At 69.9% G+C, this 17,175-nt stretch carries 15 protein-coding genes, 1 pseudogene and 1 riboswitch; of the genes and pseudogenes, 7 read left to right on the forward strand and 9 right to left on the reverse strand.

Annotated features, from left to right (window positions below; all coding sequences use genetic code 11):
• Nucleotides 1-252 precede the first annotated feature (252 nt).
• The 4 genes from QMX80_RS13705 to QMX80_RS13720 form a co-directional block, all read right to left on the reverse strand.
• Nucleotides 253-2,583, reverse strand: a complete 2,331-nt coding sequence (locus QMX80_RS13705) for a TonB-dependent hemoglobin/transferrin/lactoferrin family receptor (RefSeq protein ID WP_282277612.1) — start codon at nt 2,581-2,583, stop codon at nt 253-255.
• Between the two features lie 121 nt (nt 2,584-2,704).
• Nucleotides 2,705-4,177, reverse strand: a complete 1,473-nt coding sequence (locus tag QMX80_RS13710) for a DUF2271 domain-containing protein (RefSeq protein WP_282277613.1) — start codon at nt 4,175-4,177, stop codon at nt 2,705-2,707.
• A gap of 16 nt (nt 4,178-4,193) precedes the next feature.
• On the reverse strand, nt 4,194-5,054 hold the full coding sequence (locus tag QMX80_RS13715) for an EF-hand domain-containing protein (protein ID WP_282277615.1): 861 nt from the start codon (nt 5,052-5,054) through the stop codon (nt 4,194-4,196).
• A 26-nt stretch (nt 5,055-5,080) separates the two neighbouring features.
• Nucleotides 5,081-5,878: a DUF4198 domain-containing protein gene (locus QMX80_RS13720; protein WP_282277616.1), complete on the reverse strand. Its 798-nt coding sequence runs from the start codon at nt 5,876-5,878 to the stop codon at nt 5,081-5,083.
• A gap of 533 nt (nt 5,879-6,411) precedes the next feature.
• On the opposite strand from QMX80_RS13720, the gene queD reads away from it, so the two are divergent.
• The 4 genes and pseudogenes from queD to QMX80_RS13740 form a co-directional block, all read left to right on the forward strand.
• Nucleotides 6,412-6,768, forward strand: a complete 357-nt coding sequence (queD, locus tag QMX80_RS13725) for a 6-carboxytetrahydropterin synthase QueD (protein WP_282277617.1) — start codon at nt 6,412-6,414, stop codon at nt 6,766-6,768.
• Between the two features lie 91 nt (nt 6,769-6,859).
• Nucleotides 6,860-7,228 (forward strand): phasin family protein, encoded by a 369-nt coding sequence (locus QMX80_RS13730; RefSeq protein ID WP_282277619.1) that lies wholly within the window; start codon nt 6,860-6,862, stop codon nt 7,226-7,228.
• 433 nt (nt 7,229-7,661) lie between these two features.
• Nucleotides 7,662-8,144: a GAF domain-containing protein gene (locus QMX80_RS13735; RefSeq protein ID WP_055772594.1), complete on the forward strand. Its 483-nt coding sequence runs from the start codon at nt 7,662-7,664 to the stop codon at nt 8,142-8,144.
• Nucleotides 8,141-8,389, forward strand: a pseudogene (locus tag QMX80_RS13740) (TfoX/Sxy family protein); the annotation flags it as partial. The gene QMX80_RS13735 and the pseudogene QMX80_RS13740, both read left to right, overlap by 4 nt.
• Nucleotides 8,390-8,548: 159 nt before the next feature.
• Here QMX80_RS13740 and cobS read toward each other — a convergent pair.
• Genes cobS through cobT form a run of 3 tightly spaced genes read right to left on the reverse strand, consistent with a single transcriptional unit; the run spans nt 8,549 to nt 10,958 of the window.
• The gene (cobS, locus tag QMX80_RS13745) at nt 8,549-9,292 is read right to left on the reverse strand and encodes an adenosylcobinamide-GDP ribazoletransferase (protein ID WP_055772672.1); all 744 of its coding nucleotides are present in this window, start codon (nt 9,290-9,292) and stop codon (nt 8,549-8,551) included.
• Nucleotides 9,289-9,891 (reverse strand): histidine phosphatase family protein, encoded by a 603-nt coding sequence (locus QMX80_RS13750; RefSeq protein ID WP_282277621.1) that lies wholly within the window; start codon nt 9,889-9,891, stop codon nt 9,289-9,291. Before QMX80_RS13750 ends, cobS begins: the two co-directional genes overlap by 4 nt.
• Entirely contained in the window at nt 9,888-10,958 is a 1,071-nt protein-coding gene (gene cobT / locus QMX80_RS13755) for a nicotinate-nucleotide--dimethylbenzimidazole phosphoribosyltransferase (protein ID WP_282277623.1), read from the reverse strand. The genes QMX80_RS13750 and cobT overlap by 4 nt, the downstream gene beginning before the upstream one ends.
• Nucleotides 10,959-11,091: 133 nt before the next feature.
• A riboswitch (cobalamin riboswitch) is annotated at nt 11,092-11,334 on the forward strand.
• A gap of 112 nt (nt 11,335-11,446) precedes the next feature.
• Between cobT and btuB the strand changes: the two genes are divergently transcribed.
• A complete protein-coding gene (gene btuB / locus QMX80_RS13760) occupies nt 11,447-13,303 on the forward strand; it encodes a TonB-dependent vitamin B12 receptor (RefSeq protein WP_282277624.1) in 1,857 nt (618 codons plus the stop codon).
• Between the two features lie 468 nt (nt 13,304-13,771).
• Here the strand turns inward: btuB and gph are convergent, their stop codons facing one another.
• Both gph and dinB read right to left on the reverse strand, forming a co-directional pair.
• Entirely contained in the window at nt 13,772-14,419 is a 648-nt protein-coding gene (gene gph, locus QMX80_RS13765; protein WP_273084429.1) for a phosphoglycolate phosphatase, read from the reverse strand.
• Nucleotides 14,420-14,471: 52 nt separating this feature from the next.
• A complete protein-coding gene (dinB, locus tag QMX80_RS13770) occupies nt 14,472-15,548 on the reverse strand; it encodes a DNA polymerase IV (protein WP_282277626.1) in 1,077 nt (358 codons plus the stop codon).
• A gap of 202 nt (nt 15,549-15,750) precedes the next feature.
• Between dinB and fabA the strand changes: the two genes are divergently transcribed.
• The gene (gene fabA, locus QMX80_RS13775) at nt 15,751-16,266 is read left to right on the forward strand and encodes a 3-hydroxyacyl-[acyl-carrier-protein] dehydratase FabA (RefSeq protein WP_055772609.1); all 516 of its coding nucleotides are present in this window, start codon (nt 15,751-15,753) and stop codon (nt 16,264-16,266) included.
• The coding region (locus QMX80_RS13780; protein ID WP_282277628.1) for a beta-ketoacyl synthase N-terminal-like domain-containing protein at nt 16,266-17,175 on the forward strand (910 nt) is incomplete at its 3' end. The genes fabA and QMX80_RS13780, both read left to right, overlap by 1 nt.

Consider the following 17,175-nt stretch of genomic DNA (forward strand, 5'->3'; position numbering starts at 1 on the left):
GGGCAGCCCTCCGGCACACCGCGTGGCGAAGGCAACGGCCAGCGCCGCGAAGGCCAGCCGGCCGGCCCGGCACGCCGCCGCCGTGGCGGCCGTGGCCGCGGAGCCGCCTCGCGCCCGAACAGCGCGGTCTGACCGGCGCTTGTGCCCCTGAAGAAAACGGCCGCGATGCGGCCGTTTTCTTTTGGTACCCCGCCAGCGCCGGTGCAGGGGCCGCATCCCTGCAGCCGTTTCACCGGAGCGGCGGGCAAGCGCTCAGAACGTCCAGGTCAGGTTGACGCGGTAGTTGCGGCCCGGCTCGCTGTAGCGGCCGATGCCCTCTTCGGTGGCATAGCCGTACAGGTAAAAGTCGCCGCGGGTGACATTGCGGATGCGCGCCCACTGGTAATAGCGCTCGTCGAACAGGTTGTAGACGCCGGCGCTGATTTTCAGGTGCGCATTGACGCGCAGGCTGCCGAACAGGTCGAACACGGTGTAGGCATCGCTGAGGAACGGCTCGGCGACCTGTCCGAACACGTCGCTGGCCACGGCCACGTCCTTGCGCTTCTTGGCCAGCGCGTGGGTCAGCGCGCCGGTCAGGCGCAGGCGCTCGTCCATGCCCTGCCAGCTCAGGCCGAGCACGCCGCGGTCCGGGTTGATGCTGTCCAGCGGCTTGCCGCCGCGCAGCTCGCCTTCGTTGTGCGAGTACACCGCACGCAGCAGCCAGGCGTCGCCCAGCTGCCACAGGCCCTCGGCTTCCACGCCCTTGACGGTGACCTCGCCGACGTTGGCCTGGCTGGAGAAGCTGTAGCCCAGCGCGGTGCTGCAGCGGGTGCCGGTGCAGGTGCGGTACTCGATGCCGGGATCGCGCAGCACGCGCACGCTTTCGATGAAGTCGTCGTAACGGTCGCGGAAGACCGAGACGCCCAGGCGCGAACGCACGCTTTCCCAGCGCCAGCCCAGTTCCAGGTTGAGGCTCTTTTCCGAGGCGAGGTCCGGATTGGCCGCGCTGGTCGGTACGGTGACCAGCTTGCCGGTCGCCACTTCGGTGATGTCGGTGGTGCTGGTCGGCGCATACATCTCGCCGGTGGTCGGCGCGCGGAAGCCGCGCCCGGCCTGGAACCACAGCGTATGCCCCGCCGCCGCCAGGTAGCTCAACCCGGCCTGCCAGGTCGGCGAGGCGAAGCGCACCGGGCGCACCGTGCCGGTCCGGTCGACGAACGTCGCATCCGGGTGCGGCGTGTAGTCGTGGCGGTCGTAGCGCGCGCCCAGGTTGAGCTGCAGCCGCTCGTCGAGCAGGTCGATGCGGTCGCGCAGGTACACGTTCCACGACGCGGCGTCGGTACGCGGCACCTGGCCGGGATCGACGGTGGCGGTATCCAGCACGCCGGCATTGTTCCAGCGGTAGTCGATGGCGCCGTAGTCGATCTCGCGGTTCTGCCAGGATGCGCCATAGATCAGCGCATGCGCGCCGGCGCGCTTGTCCATGTCCAGCGCCACCCGGTCCAGGACCTGCGCGGTGTGGCGGTCCTCGGCGCGCTGGCAGGTCGCGGCCAGCGTGCAGGCGGTGGTGTTCGGCGTGACCGTGGGATTGGCCGAACTGCCGCTGCCGCTCACCACGCGGGTGATGCCGCGGCTGTCGGTCTTCTGCCGGTCCACCTGCAGCTGCGCGGTGTCGAAGGCCGCATTGCCGGCATTCCACACATAGCGCAGGCCGTAGCGGTCGCGGCTGTTGCTGTCCTCGCCCCAGCGCTGCAGATAGCCCGGCGCGCTGACCCGGCTGAGGTTGTCCACCAGGTTGTCGACCCGGTTGCGCTCGTACACAACGCCCAGGCGGTGCTCGGGACTCAGCACGAAATCGACCTTGGCCAGCACGTTGTCGCTGTCGTGGTCGATCGGGTCCGGCAGGCGCCGGGCGCTGCCGGTGGCGACCGCGGTGGAGTCGTACCAGCCTTCGGATTCATGCGCCTTGCGCTTGGTGTAGACCAGCATGGACTCCACGATGCCGGTACGGTTGGCGGCGGTGAACGAGCCTAGCTTCTCGTCGTTGTAGCCGGTATAGCCGAGCTTGACGCTGCCGAAGCTGTCGTTGCCGCTGGGCTTGAGGTAGTCGGACGGATCCTTGGTGGTGAACACCACGCCACCGCCCAGCGAACCACTGCCGGCAGCGATGGCATCGGCGCCCTTGATCACCTCCACCTGCTTCAGCGTGTCGATGTCCACGCCGCCGCGGCCAGCGCGGAAGAACTCGTAGCTGCGCGCGGTTTCCAGCCCCTCGGCCATGCCCAGGCCATCGATGGTCATCGACACGCGGTCGCCTTCCATGCCGCGGATATTGAAGCCGTTGTCGCCGAAACGCCCCATGTCGGCGATGCTCACGCCGGGGATGTAGCGCACGAGGTCTTCCATGCTCTCGGCCATCTCGTCGTCCAGCTCGGCGCGCGTCACCACGCGCACGTTCTGGGTGGCCGAACGCGCGTTGTTCTCGCGCGCGGCCTCCACCTTCACGGTATCCAGCGTGCGCGCGTCCGGCGCGGCATCGGCATGGGCCAGCGGCGAAAGGCCGGACAGGATCGCCAGGGTCAGCAGGGAGGGGGCGGGTTTCATGGTCAAGCTCCACAGAAGGAAGGGTCGAAGGATTCGCCGCGTGGGCGGCATGCCGTTCCTGGCTGCGGAGGCCGGAGGTCACCGGCGCGGTGCTGGGGGGCGTTTGCGGGTGTGGCGGACGCTAGGGCGCGTCGTCGCCGCGATGCGCGTGCAGCGCGCCGATCTCGTCGCCAGCGCGCGGCAGGTGCCGGGCCTGCCCGTCGGGCGCATGCACGGCGAGGCTGAGGCGCTGGCGGCCGCCGTGTTCGCGCGCCGCCTCCAGCTCGATGCGGTACTCGCCGGGCGGGCATGGCCGGCCCTGGTCATCGAGCCCATCCCAGGTCACCGAATAGTGGCCAGGCAGCCGCGTCGGGCGGGCGATGCCGTGCACGGCGGGCTCGTCGTCGCGCCCGTACAGGCGCCACCATTGCGGCAGTTCCTGCAGGTAGCGCGAGCGGTCGCCCAGCACCAGCAGCTGCCGCACGGGGCTGCCGTCGGGCCGCGCGATCCACAGCGCCAGGTAGGGCGCGCGGTAACGGGCCGTGTCCTGCGGCGGGATCTCGTAGTCGATGCGCAGCGGTCGCGGCCATGCCGCCACTGCTCCGCCCATCTCCACGGACAACAGGCGATGCCAACCGCTGCTGGCGAAGCTCACGCCACGGTCGCTGACGACCAGTGCTTCCACGCCGGGCAGCTGCTCCACCCAGGCCAGGCCGTCACGGATCGGCATCACGCTCAGGGCCGTGGCCAATGCATCGGCGGTGGCCGCATCCGGCGCCACTACGGTGGCCGACGGCGGATAGGCCAGGGGCCAGCCTTCCATCGGGTCGAGCAGGTGGCTGTACTGGCGGCGCCCCACCTTGAAACCGCGGCTGCGATGGCCGCTGGAGGCGATCGCCAGCGAGCGCAGCTGCAGCGTCGCGCGCGGCGCCGCGTTGTCGGCGGGCGCAAGCGGATCGGCGACGCCGACGCGCCAGCCCTGCCCTGCTTCCGGCCCGCCCCAGTAGACAGCGTCGCCGCCGATGTCCAGCGCGATCCCTGACGCCTGCGGTGCGGCGTCGCGCGCACGTTGCAGCGCGAGGTCGAGGATGTGGCCCTTGGCCACGCCGTCGACCTGCCACTGCAGCAGGCCGGGGGATGGCGCCGGCAGCACCGAGGCCGGTTCCGGTTGCAGCTGCGCCAGCGCGCGCGCCTGCCGGCGCAGCTGCACGCGATCCGGCAGGACGCCGGTGGCGGCCGCTTCGCGCCAGGCCTGCAACGGGCCACCGAGCCGGCAACTGAAAGCGCCGTCGCTGGCTTCGCGCCAGTGCTCGCACAACGCGAGCAGCCGGCGCAGTTCGGGCGACACCGGCAGCGGCGCGCCGGCGCGGTTCAACCGCGACAGTTCGCTGTCCTCGCGCCAGGTACTGAACACGGCCTCCAGCCGCCCGATTTCCGCCAGCGCCGCCGCATGCGCCGCCTCGGCCTCAGCCGGGCCGACACCGGCCACGCTCATCCGCAGCGACGTGCCCAGCACCTGCTCGTGCTGGTAGTGCTGCAGCACCGGTGCGGCCGCCACGCCGCCACCGGCGAGTGCAAGGACGAGCGTGGCCAGCGAGCGCAGGGAGATCGACATGGACAGCGGGCCGCGATCAGGGAGCGGTGCGCGCGGGCGCGGCAGGCGCCGGCTCGGGATCGCGCGCATCGACCACGCCGTCGCCATTGCTGTCGGCACGGTCGAACAGGCGCTTGCCCGAAACCTGGTACTCGGCGAAGGTCATGCGTCCGTCGCGATCGGTATCCAGTGCCTTGAAGCGCACGCGTGCCTGCTGTGCCGCGGCATCGCGCACGCTGGCGGCGCGGCGGTCCAGGCGGTCCTCGAACTCGGCCAGGTAGTCCGCGAAATCCAGGAGCCCGGTGCCGCCGCGATCGGCCGCGGCGAACATGTCCTTCCGCACCTGTTCGAACTCGGCACGGTCGATGCGGCCATCGCCATCGCGGTCGTAGATCTCCAGCATGCCAGCCAGGCTGTGCGAGGTCGGCATGCGCAGCGGGTCGCTGACGCGCGGCGACGCTGCACGCCTGGGCTCGCCCTCGGCCAGCAGCTTCTGGTAGCCGCTCCAGGTCCGCTCGCCGGCCGCATCGAACTCGGCGCGGCTCACCCTGCCATCCTTGTCGGCATCGAGCGCGTCGAAGCGGGTGCGGGTCTGCGCGACATGGCCGGCGCGCGCCTTCTCCAGCCGGGCGTCCAGGCGGGCCAGGTATTCGTTGACGTATTCGTCCTCATCGACCGCGCCATCCCGGTTCTCGTCGGTCTGCGCATAGCGCTGCTGGCGGAACGCGAGGAACTGCTCCCGGCTGACGCTGCCGGTGCCGGCCTCATCGAACTGCTCCAGGAAAGCAGCCACGGACGGCGCGAGCACCGGGCCAGGTGTTGCCGGACGCTGCGCCTGGGCATGGGAAACGAAGGGGATCGCCAGCAGCAGCGGGGCGACGGAAAGGAACTTGCGCATGGGTGTCTCCGGGAAACGACGACGCCTCACGGCGTCAGTACATGGAAGGTGAGCGTGTAGCTGTTGCTGTACTCGGGCACCGGGGCTCCTGCCGGCGCGGGGCTGCGATGGCGGGCCAGTGCGAGGAAGGTGCCGGCCTGCGCCAACTTCAGCCGCACGTGGCCGGCGGCATCGCTCTCCACGGTTTCCAGCGCCGGCTTGCGGTCGGACGTCCACACCGCCTCGGTCACTTCGATCTTCTGCGCGGGCAACGGCCTGCCGTCGTACTGCACGACGAATTCGAAGTCCTCGCCGACATACAGGTCGCTCGGATGGGTGACCGGAACGAACTCCAGCCCCTTGCCGCGCGGCGCCAAGGCGGCACGATCGGGCGCACCGACGCTCACGTAGGCTTCGGCCAGCGTCAATGACTGGAAGTTGGAGATCACCTTGGCGCCCGCCGGGATCCTCGTCGCCGGGTCGCGGCTGCTTTCCCGCTTGCCGCCGATCTCCCAGGTGCGGAACAGCGCGCCGAGCCGCGGTCCGGTACTGAAACGATAGGTGCCCTTGCCCGCATCCAGCCGCTGCTCCGCCACCGTGCGGGTACGCAGGCGTTGCACCGTTTCCAGCGCGCGGGTCCTGCCGGTTGGATCGGTCACCACGAACTCGCTGTCGTCGAACGCGGCTTCAGGCACGAAGAAAGCTTCGGCGAAAGCCGCGTCGAGGCTGACCGTACTGCCCTCGCGGGCGTCGAAACTGGCGGGGGCGAGGAAGGGGGTGTGTGCCGGTGCCGCCGCCGGCAGGGCGGTCGCCGCCAGCAGCAGGGCCAACGAATGGATTCTCATGAACAGGTCCCGATGAACGGGGCACATTCACCCCGGCTTCACCATTCTATTTTATTGAGAATCATTTGCAAATAGGAATTCTTGCCAAACACCTGTTGCCAACTCCGCTCCGATGCCGGTACCCGCGTCCGCCGCCCCTGCCGTGCGCATCTCGCGCAATCCATGGCTGAACCGGGTTGCGGGCTGCCGATACACGCCTACGTACAGGCCACGCGCACTGCCACACGTCCGCGAAGGCATCAGCGCAAGGCCCCTTTTTGCTCTGAAACGCGGCATTCGATACCCGTGCATCGTGGCGCCTGTCCCGGCAACCAGGACCGCGGCCGGATCGAACGTTGGCTCACGGCCCGGTCGCGCCGACCACACGCCGCGGCGGTGCGGTACAGCCACGATCGCAGTGCCCGGTGGATCAGGCGCAATCGCGTCTGCGCATGCGCGCATGACCAGGCACCAAAGCCGCCTTCCTTCATCATCGATGAGCGGCGTGCTCGGCCACAAAGGGATTTCCCGTCCCCGCCAGTACAATCGCCGCCATGGACATCTTCAAAGATTTCACCCTCGAGGCCGCCCATCGGCTGCCCAACGTCCCGCCAGGCCACAAGTGCGCGCGCCTGCATGGCCACTCGTTCCGCGTGCGCCTGCAAGTGAGCGGCGAACCGGGCGCCGAGTCAGGCTGGGTGATGGATTTCGGCGACATCAAGGCGGCCTTCCAGCCGCTCTATGAGCAGCTCGACCATCACTATCTCAACGACATCGCCGGGCTGGAAAACCCGACCAGCGAGCGCCTGGCGATATGGATCTGGGACCGGCTCAAGCCGGGGTTGCCGCAATTGAGCGCGGTGACCGTGCACGAGACCTGCACCTCCGGCTGCCGCTACCGCGGCACCTGACCTGAACGATCCCCGGCAACCGCAGGCGCCGGGCTTCCGCACCGCCACGCTGGACGATATGCTGCGCCGCAACAAATGACGGAGCACGGCCATGGCCGCCCGGTTCGACGACGGTTTCAGCGACTACACACGGCAGTTCGCGGCACTGGCCAATCGCGCCAACCGGCTGGCACTTGAGAACGCGGAAAGCGCGGTCGGCGTGCAGTTGCGCACCTTCGAGCGCAATGCCACCGCCACCGCCGGCTTTCTCGGCGAACTGGCGCATCCCGGCCCGCAGGCGGACCTGCCGTCGCTGCTGCCCAAGGGCCTGCAGGTGGCGCAGGAGAACCTGCAGCGGCTGGCTTCGGCCGGGCAGGAAATCGCCGGCCTGGGCCTGAAGACCGGGCAGGCGCTGGCCGAACTGGCGCAGCAACCGCTCCAGGGCAGAACCGCCAGGCGCCCACGCGCCAAGGCCAGCTGACCTACCCGCTCAACAGCGCGCGGAACCCCCTCCCCCGCGCCCTGTCCGGACCCGGCAACGATCTCTCTCCCGTTGCCGGGTCTTTTTTGTTCCGCCCTTCCTCGCACCCCGTCCAGCAATCGACAAGCGATGTCCAGAACCGCTCCGTGCGGCCTTCTGGCTCCTCGCCGACCACCTGAAAAACATGCCCGCCCTGTTGTAGAGCGGAGCAACGCCCCGCTGGAGCTCTCCCGGCAAAGCCCCGCCGGGCGCTGCCCGGCACTACGGAGCACCGGGCCCTCCCGCGCCCGTGGATCCGGCCATGGCCTCGGCATCCTGCGATGTCATCGACGCACGATCCCGGGATCCACGCCCTGCGCTCCCTCGCTGCACACAGGCCGGCAGCCGGGCCCCGCGGAAACAATCGCGCTCGGGCAGCGGTTAGACTCTGCTGATGTTCAGTTCCACCACGCTCACCGGCAGCAAGCCGGAACAGTACGCCCAGCTGCTGGCCCAGGCCCGCGCGCTCGTCCATGGCGAAACCGACCGCATCGCCAACGCCGCCAACCTGTCGGCGCTGGTGTATCACGCGCTGCCGCAGCTCAACTGGGTGGGTTTCTACTTCTTCGACGGCACCGAACTGGTGGTCGGCCCGTTCCAGGGCCTGCCGGCCTGCGTGCGCATTCCGCTGCACAAGGGCGTGTGCGGTGCGGCGGCCAGCACCCGCCAGACCCAGCGCGTGGAAGACGTGGATGCCTTCCCGGGCCACATCGCCTGCGACTCGGCCTCGCGCTCGGAACTGGTGGTGCCGCTGGTCCATGACGGCGCGCTGGTGGGTGTGTTCGACCTGGACAGCCCCGTCACCTCGCGCTTCGATGCCGACGACCAGGCGGGGCTGGAAGCCATCGCCCGGGTCTTCGTCGAGGCGCTGGCATGAGCGCGTTGAAGCTGCGCAACATCGGCCCGAAGAGTGCGGCGTGGCTGCGCCAGGTCGGGCTGCGCAGTGCCGAGGACCTGGCCGCGGTCGGCGCGGTCGGCGCCTTCGTCAAGGTGCGCCGCGCCGGCTTCAAGCCCAGCCTCAACCTGCTCTATTCGCTGGAAGGCGCGCTGGTCGGCTGCCATTGGCAGGAGGTGCCGGAGGCGCGGCGCCAGCAGTTGGTCGCCGAGTACGAAGTCGCTGCAGGCGGGCTGCCGACCGCGCGCGCCGGGCAGATGGCCGGGCCGGTGCGCGAGACTCACATGCAGTCGCCCGACGCGGGCGATCACGACAGCGGCGACGAGGTCGGCGAAATCCGCTTCGGCGAGGATTGAATCCCCCTGCCTGCCGGGCAAGCCCGGCAGCTACGGCAAGGGCAGTGCGACGCCGCCCAGCAGCACCAGCGCCAGCAGCAGCAGGCTTTCGGTGACCTCGACGCTGGCGCCGAGACAATCGCCGGAAATGCCGCCCAACCGGCGCCGCCAATATGCCGCGACCAGCGGCACCAGCCCCAGCGCGAGCAGCAGCGGCCAGGCGACGAAAGCGGTGACCGCCGCCAGCAGCAGCGCCCACAGCCACATCGAGCGCAGGCTCAGCTGCCAGGAAAAGCGCTCGGCCATGCCCGCGCCATGCAGCGACGGCAGCAGGCGGCTCCACCACAGCGTGCCCCAGCGCGCCCACGCAGGCACCAGTACGATGCCGAACCACAGCGGGCTGGCGGCGAGCTCGGTCAGCAGCACGAACTTGAGCAGCAGCTGCATCACCAGCGTGACCACGCCGAACACGCCCATGTGCGGGTCCTTGAGCACCTCGAGGAAGCGCTGCGGATCGCGGTGCGCGGCGCCGAAGGCATCGGCCACGTCGCCCAGCCCGTCCAGGTGCAGCGCGCCGGTCGCCCACACCCACAGCAGCAGGGTGAGCACGCCGGCCAGCCACGGCCGGTCGCCAAGCAGGTACAGCGGCGCAGCCAGCAGCACGCCGATGATCGCGCCCACCAAGGGGTAGTACACCGCCGCGCGGCTCAGGTCGTCGTCGCGGAAATCCCTGACCTGCGGCGTCGGCAGCCGGGTCAGGAACTGGATCGCCAGGATCAGGCGGCGCACGCTCACGGCTGGCACAGCTCCAGCAGCTCGCCCCACAGCTGGCCATCCCCGCCGCGCTCCACGCGCAGGCGCACGCGGGTGCCGTAGTCGATGCGCATCGCCCACAACGCGGCCAGCGGCATGCCGCACACGCGCGACACCGCCAGCCGCAGTACGCCGGCATGGCTGACCACGAGCACCGGTCCGGCGCCCTCGTCTTCGTCCTCGTCCTCGTCCTCGTCGAGCAGCCGCCGCAGCTGCGCATCGATGCGCGCCTCGAACTGCCGCCAGCTCTCGCCGTTGGGCGGCACCACCGCGTGCGGCGCGTCGTAGAGTCCAGCCAGCAGCTCGGCCGGGATCTCGTCGTAATGGCAGCCATCCCAGTCGCCGAAATCCAGTTCGGCCCAGTCCGGGTGGATCTCGCAGAACAGGTCGCGGCCGGCGACCAGCGCGGTGGCGGTATCCAGCGCACGGCGCCGCGGCGAGGCGATCACCCGGCTCCATTGGCCATCGCCATGGCAGCGCAGCAGCGCATCCATGGCCCCGTCGAGCAGCGGCGGATCGGTGCGGCCATCCAGATGGCCCTGGCGGCCGGTGGAGGCATGGCGCATCAGGTCCAGGATCATGGCGCGGCGCTCTGCCCGGCGATGGCGGCCTCGGCGAAGGTCGCCATGCCGTTGTGCAGCGCGCAGGCCAGGCGCAGCAGCGGCAGCGCCAGCGCGGCACCGGAACCTTCGCCCAGGCGCAGGTCCAACTGCAGCAGGGGGTCGGCCTGCAGGGCCGCCAGTACCCGCGCATGCCCGCGCTCGGCGGAACGATGCGAGAACAGCAGCCATGGCCGCAGCGAGGGGTTGATGCGCACCGCGGCCAGCGCCGCGGCCGAGACGATGAAACCATCCACCAGCACCGGAACGCCGCGCTGGGCGACGGCGATCATGGCCGCGGCCAGCGCGGCGATCTCCAATCCGCCGACGCGGCGCAGGGCTTCGCGGCCGGGGTCGGCAGCGGCGGCGATCGCTTCGCCGTGCAGGGCCAATGCGCGTGCGGTCACGGCCTGCTTGTGAGCGATGCGCGCCGCATCCAGGCCGGTGCCCGCACCCACCAGGTCCGCCAGGGGCAATGGCCCGAGTACCGCCGCCAGCGCGCTGGCCGAGGTGGTGTTGCCGATGCCCATCTCGCCGAGCAGCAGCAGGTCCGCGCCGTCGCCGCAAGCGGCTTCGACCGCGCGCCGGCCGGCGTCGAAAACCGCATCGAGGTCGGCCGGCGCCATCGCCGGACCGGCGCTGAAATCGTCGGTGCCACGGCGCGGCTTGTCGCAGGTCACGCCGGCGAGCGGCGCGTCGGCCAGGCTGCCCACGTCCCAGACATGCAGCGGCAACCCCAGTTCGCGCGACAGCACGGCGATGGCGGCACCACCTGCGGCGAAGTTGCGCAGCATCTGCACCGTCACTTCCGCCGGATACGCCGATACGCCCTGCACGGCGACGCCATGGTCGCCGGCGAACACCAGCACCGGCACCCGCGCGGCCTGCGGCTGCTCGCGTCCCTGCAGCGCAGCCAGCTCGATGGCGAGGGTTTCCAGGCGCCCCAGCGCGCCTTCCGGTTTGGTCAGTTGCCGCTGGCGGGCGATGGCATGCTGCCGGTGCGCCTGCGAAGGCGCCGGGCAGGGCCGGGTGAACCATGCTTCTGTCACGTGTGTTCCGATACTGCATTGCAATCGCGCATTGTAGGGCGCGGGCCGCTTCCACGATGTGCCGCACAGGGCGCCAATCCGGCGCTGCCCACCCGCCACCGGCTGCGCCGGGCGGCGACGCGGGCGATGGCATAGAATGCGCGCACTTTCGGGTGACTGGCCGGGCTCGCTCCGGCCGGTTGAAACGGGAAGCCGGTGCCGCGCACGCCAGGGATGCCCCTGGCCGCGCCATTCCGGCGCTGCCCCCGCAACGGTAAGCAGGACAAGGACAGGCATACCGCCACTGTGCATCGATCGCACGGGAAGGCGCCTGGACGGAAGCGCCGACGCGCTTCGCCTGCGAGCCCGGAGACCGGCCCGGAAGCCGACTGGTTGCGATGCGGAGGGCATGGCGGCGGCAGTGACGCCGTGCGCGCGCTCCGTCGTCCCCTTCTCCTGGCAGCCCCCACCGTCCGTCCGCGCGGGAGCGCGCGGGTCCAGGAGTTCCCATGAAACTGCCGTACCACACCCTTTCCCTCGCCCTGGCGCTCGCGCTGCCGGGCATCGCCGCCGCCGAGCAGGCGCCCACCGAACTGGACGACGTGATCGTCACCGCCACCCGCACGCCGGTGTCCATCGCCGACAGCGTGGTGCCGGTGCAGGTGATCGACCGCGAGCAGATCGACCGCAGCCAGGCCGGCTCGGTGCTGGACCTGCTGCGCGGCCGCGCCGGCCTGGATTTCGCCAACCAGGGCGGCGCCGGCAAGCTCACCTCGCTGTTCATGCGCGGCACCGCCTCCAACCAGGTGCTGGTGCTGGTCGACGGCGTGCGCATCGGCGCGGCCACCAGCGGCATGCCGGCGCTGCAGGACCTGCCCATCGACCAGATCGAGCGCGTCGAGATCGTGCGCGGGCCGCGTTCGAGCCTGTACGGCTCCGAGGCGATCGGCGGCGTGATCCAGATCTTCACCCGCAGCGCGGGCAAGGGGCTGCAGCAGAACCTGGCGCTGACCGCCGGCAGCCACAACCTGCGCCAGGCCAGCGCCGGCTTCAGCAACCGTGGCGAACGCGGCTGGGTTTCGGCGCAGGGCGCCTGGCAGAAGACCGACGGCATCAACGCCTGCAACGGCTCGGCCGCGCTGTTCCAGGGCTGCTACGTCGACGAACCCGATCGCGACGGCTACCGCAACGCATCGCTCAACCTGCGCGGCGGTTATGCGCTGGCCGAAACCCTGAGCGTGGAAGGCCACGTGCTCGATGCCAGCAGCCGCAACGAATACGACGGCAGCATCTACAGCGGCAACGAGGCCGAAAACCACCAGCAGGTGTATGGCGGCAAGCTGCTGTGGACGCCCGGCGAGGCGTTCCGCCTGTCCGCGCAGGTCGGCCGCAACAACGACCAGGCCGACAGCTACTTCGCCGACGCCGGCAAGCGCACGTTCGTTTCCACCTTCGACACGCGCCGCGACACCGCCAGCGTGCAGGGCGACGTCCTGTTCGCCGAGGGCCAGCAGCTGACCGCCGGTGCCGACTGGCAGAAGGACGAGGTCACCGGCACCACGGCCTATGCGATCGACAGCCGCGACAACACCGGCGTCTTCGCCGAGTACCAGGGCCGCTTCGGCGCGCACTCGCTGCAGGCCAGCGTGCGCAACGACGACAACGAGCAGTTCGGCAACCACACCACCGGCAGCCTCGGCTACGGCTTCGCCTTCGGCAACGGCCTGCGCCTGACCGCCAGCGCCGGCACCGGTTTCAAGGCGCCGACCTTCAACGACCTGTACTACCCGTGGTCGAGCAACCCGGAACTGAAGCCGGAAGAATCCAAGAGCGTCAACGTCGGCATCGCGCAGTACGCCGACGGCTGGAACTGGACGTTCAACGCCTATGAAACCCGCATCGACCAGCTGATCGCGCTGGACAGCACCTACACGCCGTACAACATCGCCAAGGCACGCATCCGCGGCGCCGAGCTGACCGGCTTCGTGTCGCTGACCGGTTTCGACATCAATGCCCAGGCCAGCTTCACCGACCCGCGCGACCACACCAACGGTGCGACCAGCTACGACAACTGGCTGCCGCGCCGTGCCCGTACCAGCGGCCGCCTGGACGTGGACCGCGGCTTCGGCCCGCTGCGCGTGGGCGTGACCGCCACCGGCACCGGCCACCGCTTCGACAACGCAGCCAACAGCATGCGCCTGGCCGGCTACGGCACCGTCGATCTGCGCGTGGAATACGCCATCAACGAGGCATGGAGCCTGCAGGCCAGGGCGGCCAACGTGTTCGACCGCGAGTACGAAACCGTGGCCTGGTACAACCAGCCCGGCCGCGAGTACCAGCTGACCCTGCGCTACCGCTCGCGCTGAGCCGGCCTGGACGGTTGAGTTCCTCCCGACGCCCCGGCCTGCCAGCCGGGGCGTTGTTTCATGCGGCGCCGGGCAGCGCACCACCGCCACTCCCGCCTCGCCCCGCCGGACCCTGCCCAGGGCTGCGATGGGGCAGTTCGCATAAGGCTCCGGTCATCCCCCGTATCCGGCCCCGGCAGGGGCCCATGCCGTATCGCCCCCGCCCGCATCCCATGGCTCCGGCGGCGATGGATGAAACGGCCGGTCAGCGGGACGGCGACTGGCGGACAAACTGGAGCTGGGGCACGCGGCCGCGGCCATCGGAAAGCAGCGGTTGCAGCGGGAAGCCGGCATGGAGACAGATGTCAGGCGACGGCCGAAGACACGCGGTTGCCGGCGACAGCGCACGGCGCCGGACCGCATGCGGCAGAGGTATCCCCTGCGTAACCTATGGAATTCACCGCCATCGGGCGGAGATGCGTTCCGCGTTCAGATGCAAGCGGCGAGCTGCCGCAGATCGTCGATCACCGCGACCGCATCGGCAGCCTCCAGATCAAGATCGCGCGGATAGCCATAGCGCACCAGCACGATGGGCATGCCGGCCGCGTTCGCCGCGCCCAGGTCGGTGGCCGAATCACCGACCATCAGGCAATGCGCCGGCGCCTGCCCCAGCAGCTGTGCCGCATGCAGCAGCGGCTCGGCGGCCGGCTTGCGCTGCGGCAGCGTGTCGCCGCCGATGATGTACGCGAAGTGCCCGGCGATCCCCAGGTGATCGAGCAGCGGCGGCACCAGCGCCGAGGGCTTGTTGGTGCAGATCGCCATCGGCAGGCCGCGCGCCTGCAACTGTTGCAGCGCTTCGACCACGCCCCCGTACAGGCGCGGGCTGCGCAGCAGGCAGTCACGGTAGTGGCGCATGAAGGTGGGCATCACCTCGTCCAGCGGGCGCGTGCTACGGGCATGCGCCAATGCGGTGGTCACCAGCCGGCGCACGCCTTCGCCGATCCAGCTGCGTACCGTCGCCTCGGATACGCGCGGCAACGACAGGTCGTCCAACGTGCGGTTGACCGCCTCGGCGATGTCGTCGGCGCTGTCCACCAGCGTGCCGTCCAGGTCGAATACCAGCGCTGCAATGCCCACGCATCCACTCCATGACAGGAAGCGGCCGATTGTAACGGGGCGTGGAAGCGCTTCAGCCCAGGGAGGTGTCCCGGAAAAGATCGCCCTGCACCGCCGAATCCTCGCGGTCGCGAAAGCCCGACAGGCCCACGCCCACCAGCCGGTAGCGCGTTTCCGGCGGCAGCTGCACGCGCTGGCACAACGCCAGTGCGATGTCGCGCAGCTCCTCCTCCGAGGCCGGCGGTGCATCCGGGGTGAAGCTGCGGGTGAGGATGCGGAACTGCGCGGTCTTCAATTTGAGCACCACGGTGTGGCCGACGCGCTCGGTGCGCCCGGTCGCGCGCCAGGTCCGCGCGGCCAGTTGTGCGATCAGCTCATCGAACTCGCCCAGCCGCAGGTCTTCGCTGAAGGTGTCCTCGGAGGAAATCGACTGCACCGGCTGGTCCGGCTCCACCGGCCGCTCGTCGATGCCGCGCGCACGCCGGTACAGGCGCTGGCCGAACGTGCCGAACAGGGCTTCCAGCTGCTCTGCAGGCAGACTGCGCAGGTCGCCCACGGTAGCGATGCCCAGCGCCGCCAGGCGCCCCTCCATCACCTTGCCCACCCCGGGCACTCGACTCACCGGCAACGGCGTCAGGAACTGCTCCACGCGCGCCGGCGGCACCACGAACTGGCCGTCGGGTTTGCGCCAGTCCGAGGCGATCTTGGCCAGGAACTTGTTCGGCGCGATTCCGGCCGAGGCGGTCAGCGAGGTCGCCTCGCGGATCTGCGCGCGGATGGTGCGCGCGATCTCGGTGGCGATGCCGTCGCAGGTCGGGGAATCGGTCACGTCCAGGTAAGCCTCGTCCAGCGACAACGGCTCCACCAGCGGCGTGTGCCGCAGAAATATCTCGCGGATCTGCCGCGACACGGCCTTGTAGCGGGCGAAATCCGGTGGCACGAACACCGCATCGGGGCACAGCCGTTCGGCGCGCACTGCCGGCATCGCAGAGCGCACGCCGAATCTACGCGCCTCGTAAGACGCCGCGCACACCACCGAGCGGTTCCCCCGCCAGGCCACTACCACCGGCCTGCCGCGCAACGCCGGATCGTCCCGCTGTTCGACCGACGCATAGAACGCGTCCATGTCGATGTGGATGATCTTGCGCATGACGGGAAACGCGGCCGCGGAACGGAGGACGGCCATGATGATAGCCCGGCGCCCCATACGCACCGGTACGATCTGCGACGAACATGCCGGCTTTTCCCTGCAACACTACGGACGCGTACGGTTAAAACTGTTGATTGAAAGCCCGCGCATCATGCATGCTCGGACGTTAACCCACGTTTCCGTGCTCCGGATTACCGCTTCGATGAACCGTCTCAATGCGTTCTCGCGCGAACAGCTGCTGGCCAGCGCCCGCGGCGAGCTGTTCGGGCCCAACAAGGGCCGCCTCCCCAACGACCCGATGCTGATGTTCGACCGCATCACCGACATCCGCGATGACGGTGGTCCGCACGGCAAGGGCCTGGTACGGGCAGAACTCGATATCCGCCCGGACCTGTGGTTCTTCGGCTGCCACTTCATCGGCGACCCGGTGATGCCCGGCTGCCTGGGCCTGGATGCGATGTGGCAGCTCACCGGCTTCTTCCTGACCTGGCTGGGCGCCGAGGGCCGCGGCCGTGCGCTGGGCTGCGGCGAGGTCAAGTTCACCGGCCAGGTGCTGCCCAGCGCCAAGCTGGTGCAGTACGAGATCGACATCTCGCGCGTGATCAACCGCAAGCTGGTGATGGCCCAGGCCGACGCCCGCATGCTGGTCGACGGCCGTGAGATCTACACCGCCAAGGACCTGCGCGTGGGCCTGTTCACTTCCACCGAGAGCTTCTGATGCGTCGCGTCGTCATTACCGGCATGGGGATCAACTCCTGCCTCGGCAACGATCTGGACACCGTGTCCAGCGCCCTGCGCGAAGGCCGTTCCGGCATCGTCGCCCTGCCCGACCACGCCGAGGCCGGGCTGCGCAGCCAGATCGGCGGCCGCGTCGACATCGACCTGGACGCGCAGATCGACCGCAAGCTCAAGCGCTTCATGAGCGACGCGGCGGCCTACAGCTACATCGCCCTGCGCGATGCCATCGCCGACGCCGGCCTGGACGAGGCGCAGGTCAGCAACGTACACACCGGCCTTATCGCCGGTTCCGGCGGCGGCTCCAGCCAGTGGCAGGTGGAAGCGGCGGACCTGCTGCGCAACCGCGGCGTGCGCAAGGTCGGTCCATACATGGTGCCGCGCACGATGTGTTCGACGGTGTCCGCCAACCTGGCTACCGCCTTCAGCATCAAGGGCCTGAGCTACTCGCTGTCCGCGGCCTGCGCCACCTCGGCGCACTGCATCGGCGCGGCGGCGGACCTGATCCGCCACGGCGCGCAGGACATCGTGTTCGCTGGCGGCGGCGAGGACCTGCATTGGTCGATGAGCGTGATGTTCGACGCCATGGGCGCGCTGTCCACCGGCTTCAACGACACTCCCGCCCAGGCTTCGCGCCCGTATGACGCCAACCGCGACGGCTTCGTCATCGCCGGTGGCGCCGGCATGCTGGTGCTGGAGGACTACGACCACGCCGTTGCACGCGGTGCGCGCATCCACGCCGAGCTGATCGGTTACGGCGTGACGTCCGACGGCGCCGACATGGTGGCGCCGTCTGGCGAAGGCGCAGTGCGCTGCATGAACATGGCGCTGGCTGGTCTGGATCGGCCGGTCGACTACCTCAACACCCACGGCACCTCGACGCCGCTGGGCG

This window comes from Stenotrophomonas sp. PS02297, assembly GCF_029959705.1.
GTDB classification, from domain to species: Bacteria; Pseudomonadota; Gammaproteobacteria; order Xanthomonadales; family Xanthomonadaceae; genus Stenotrophomonas; species Stenotrophomonas nitritireducens.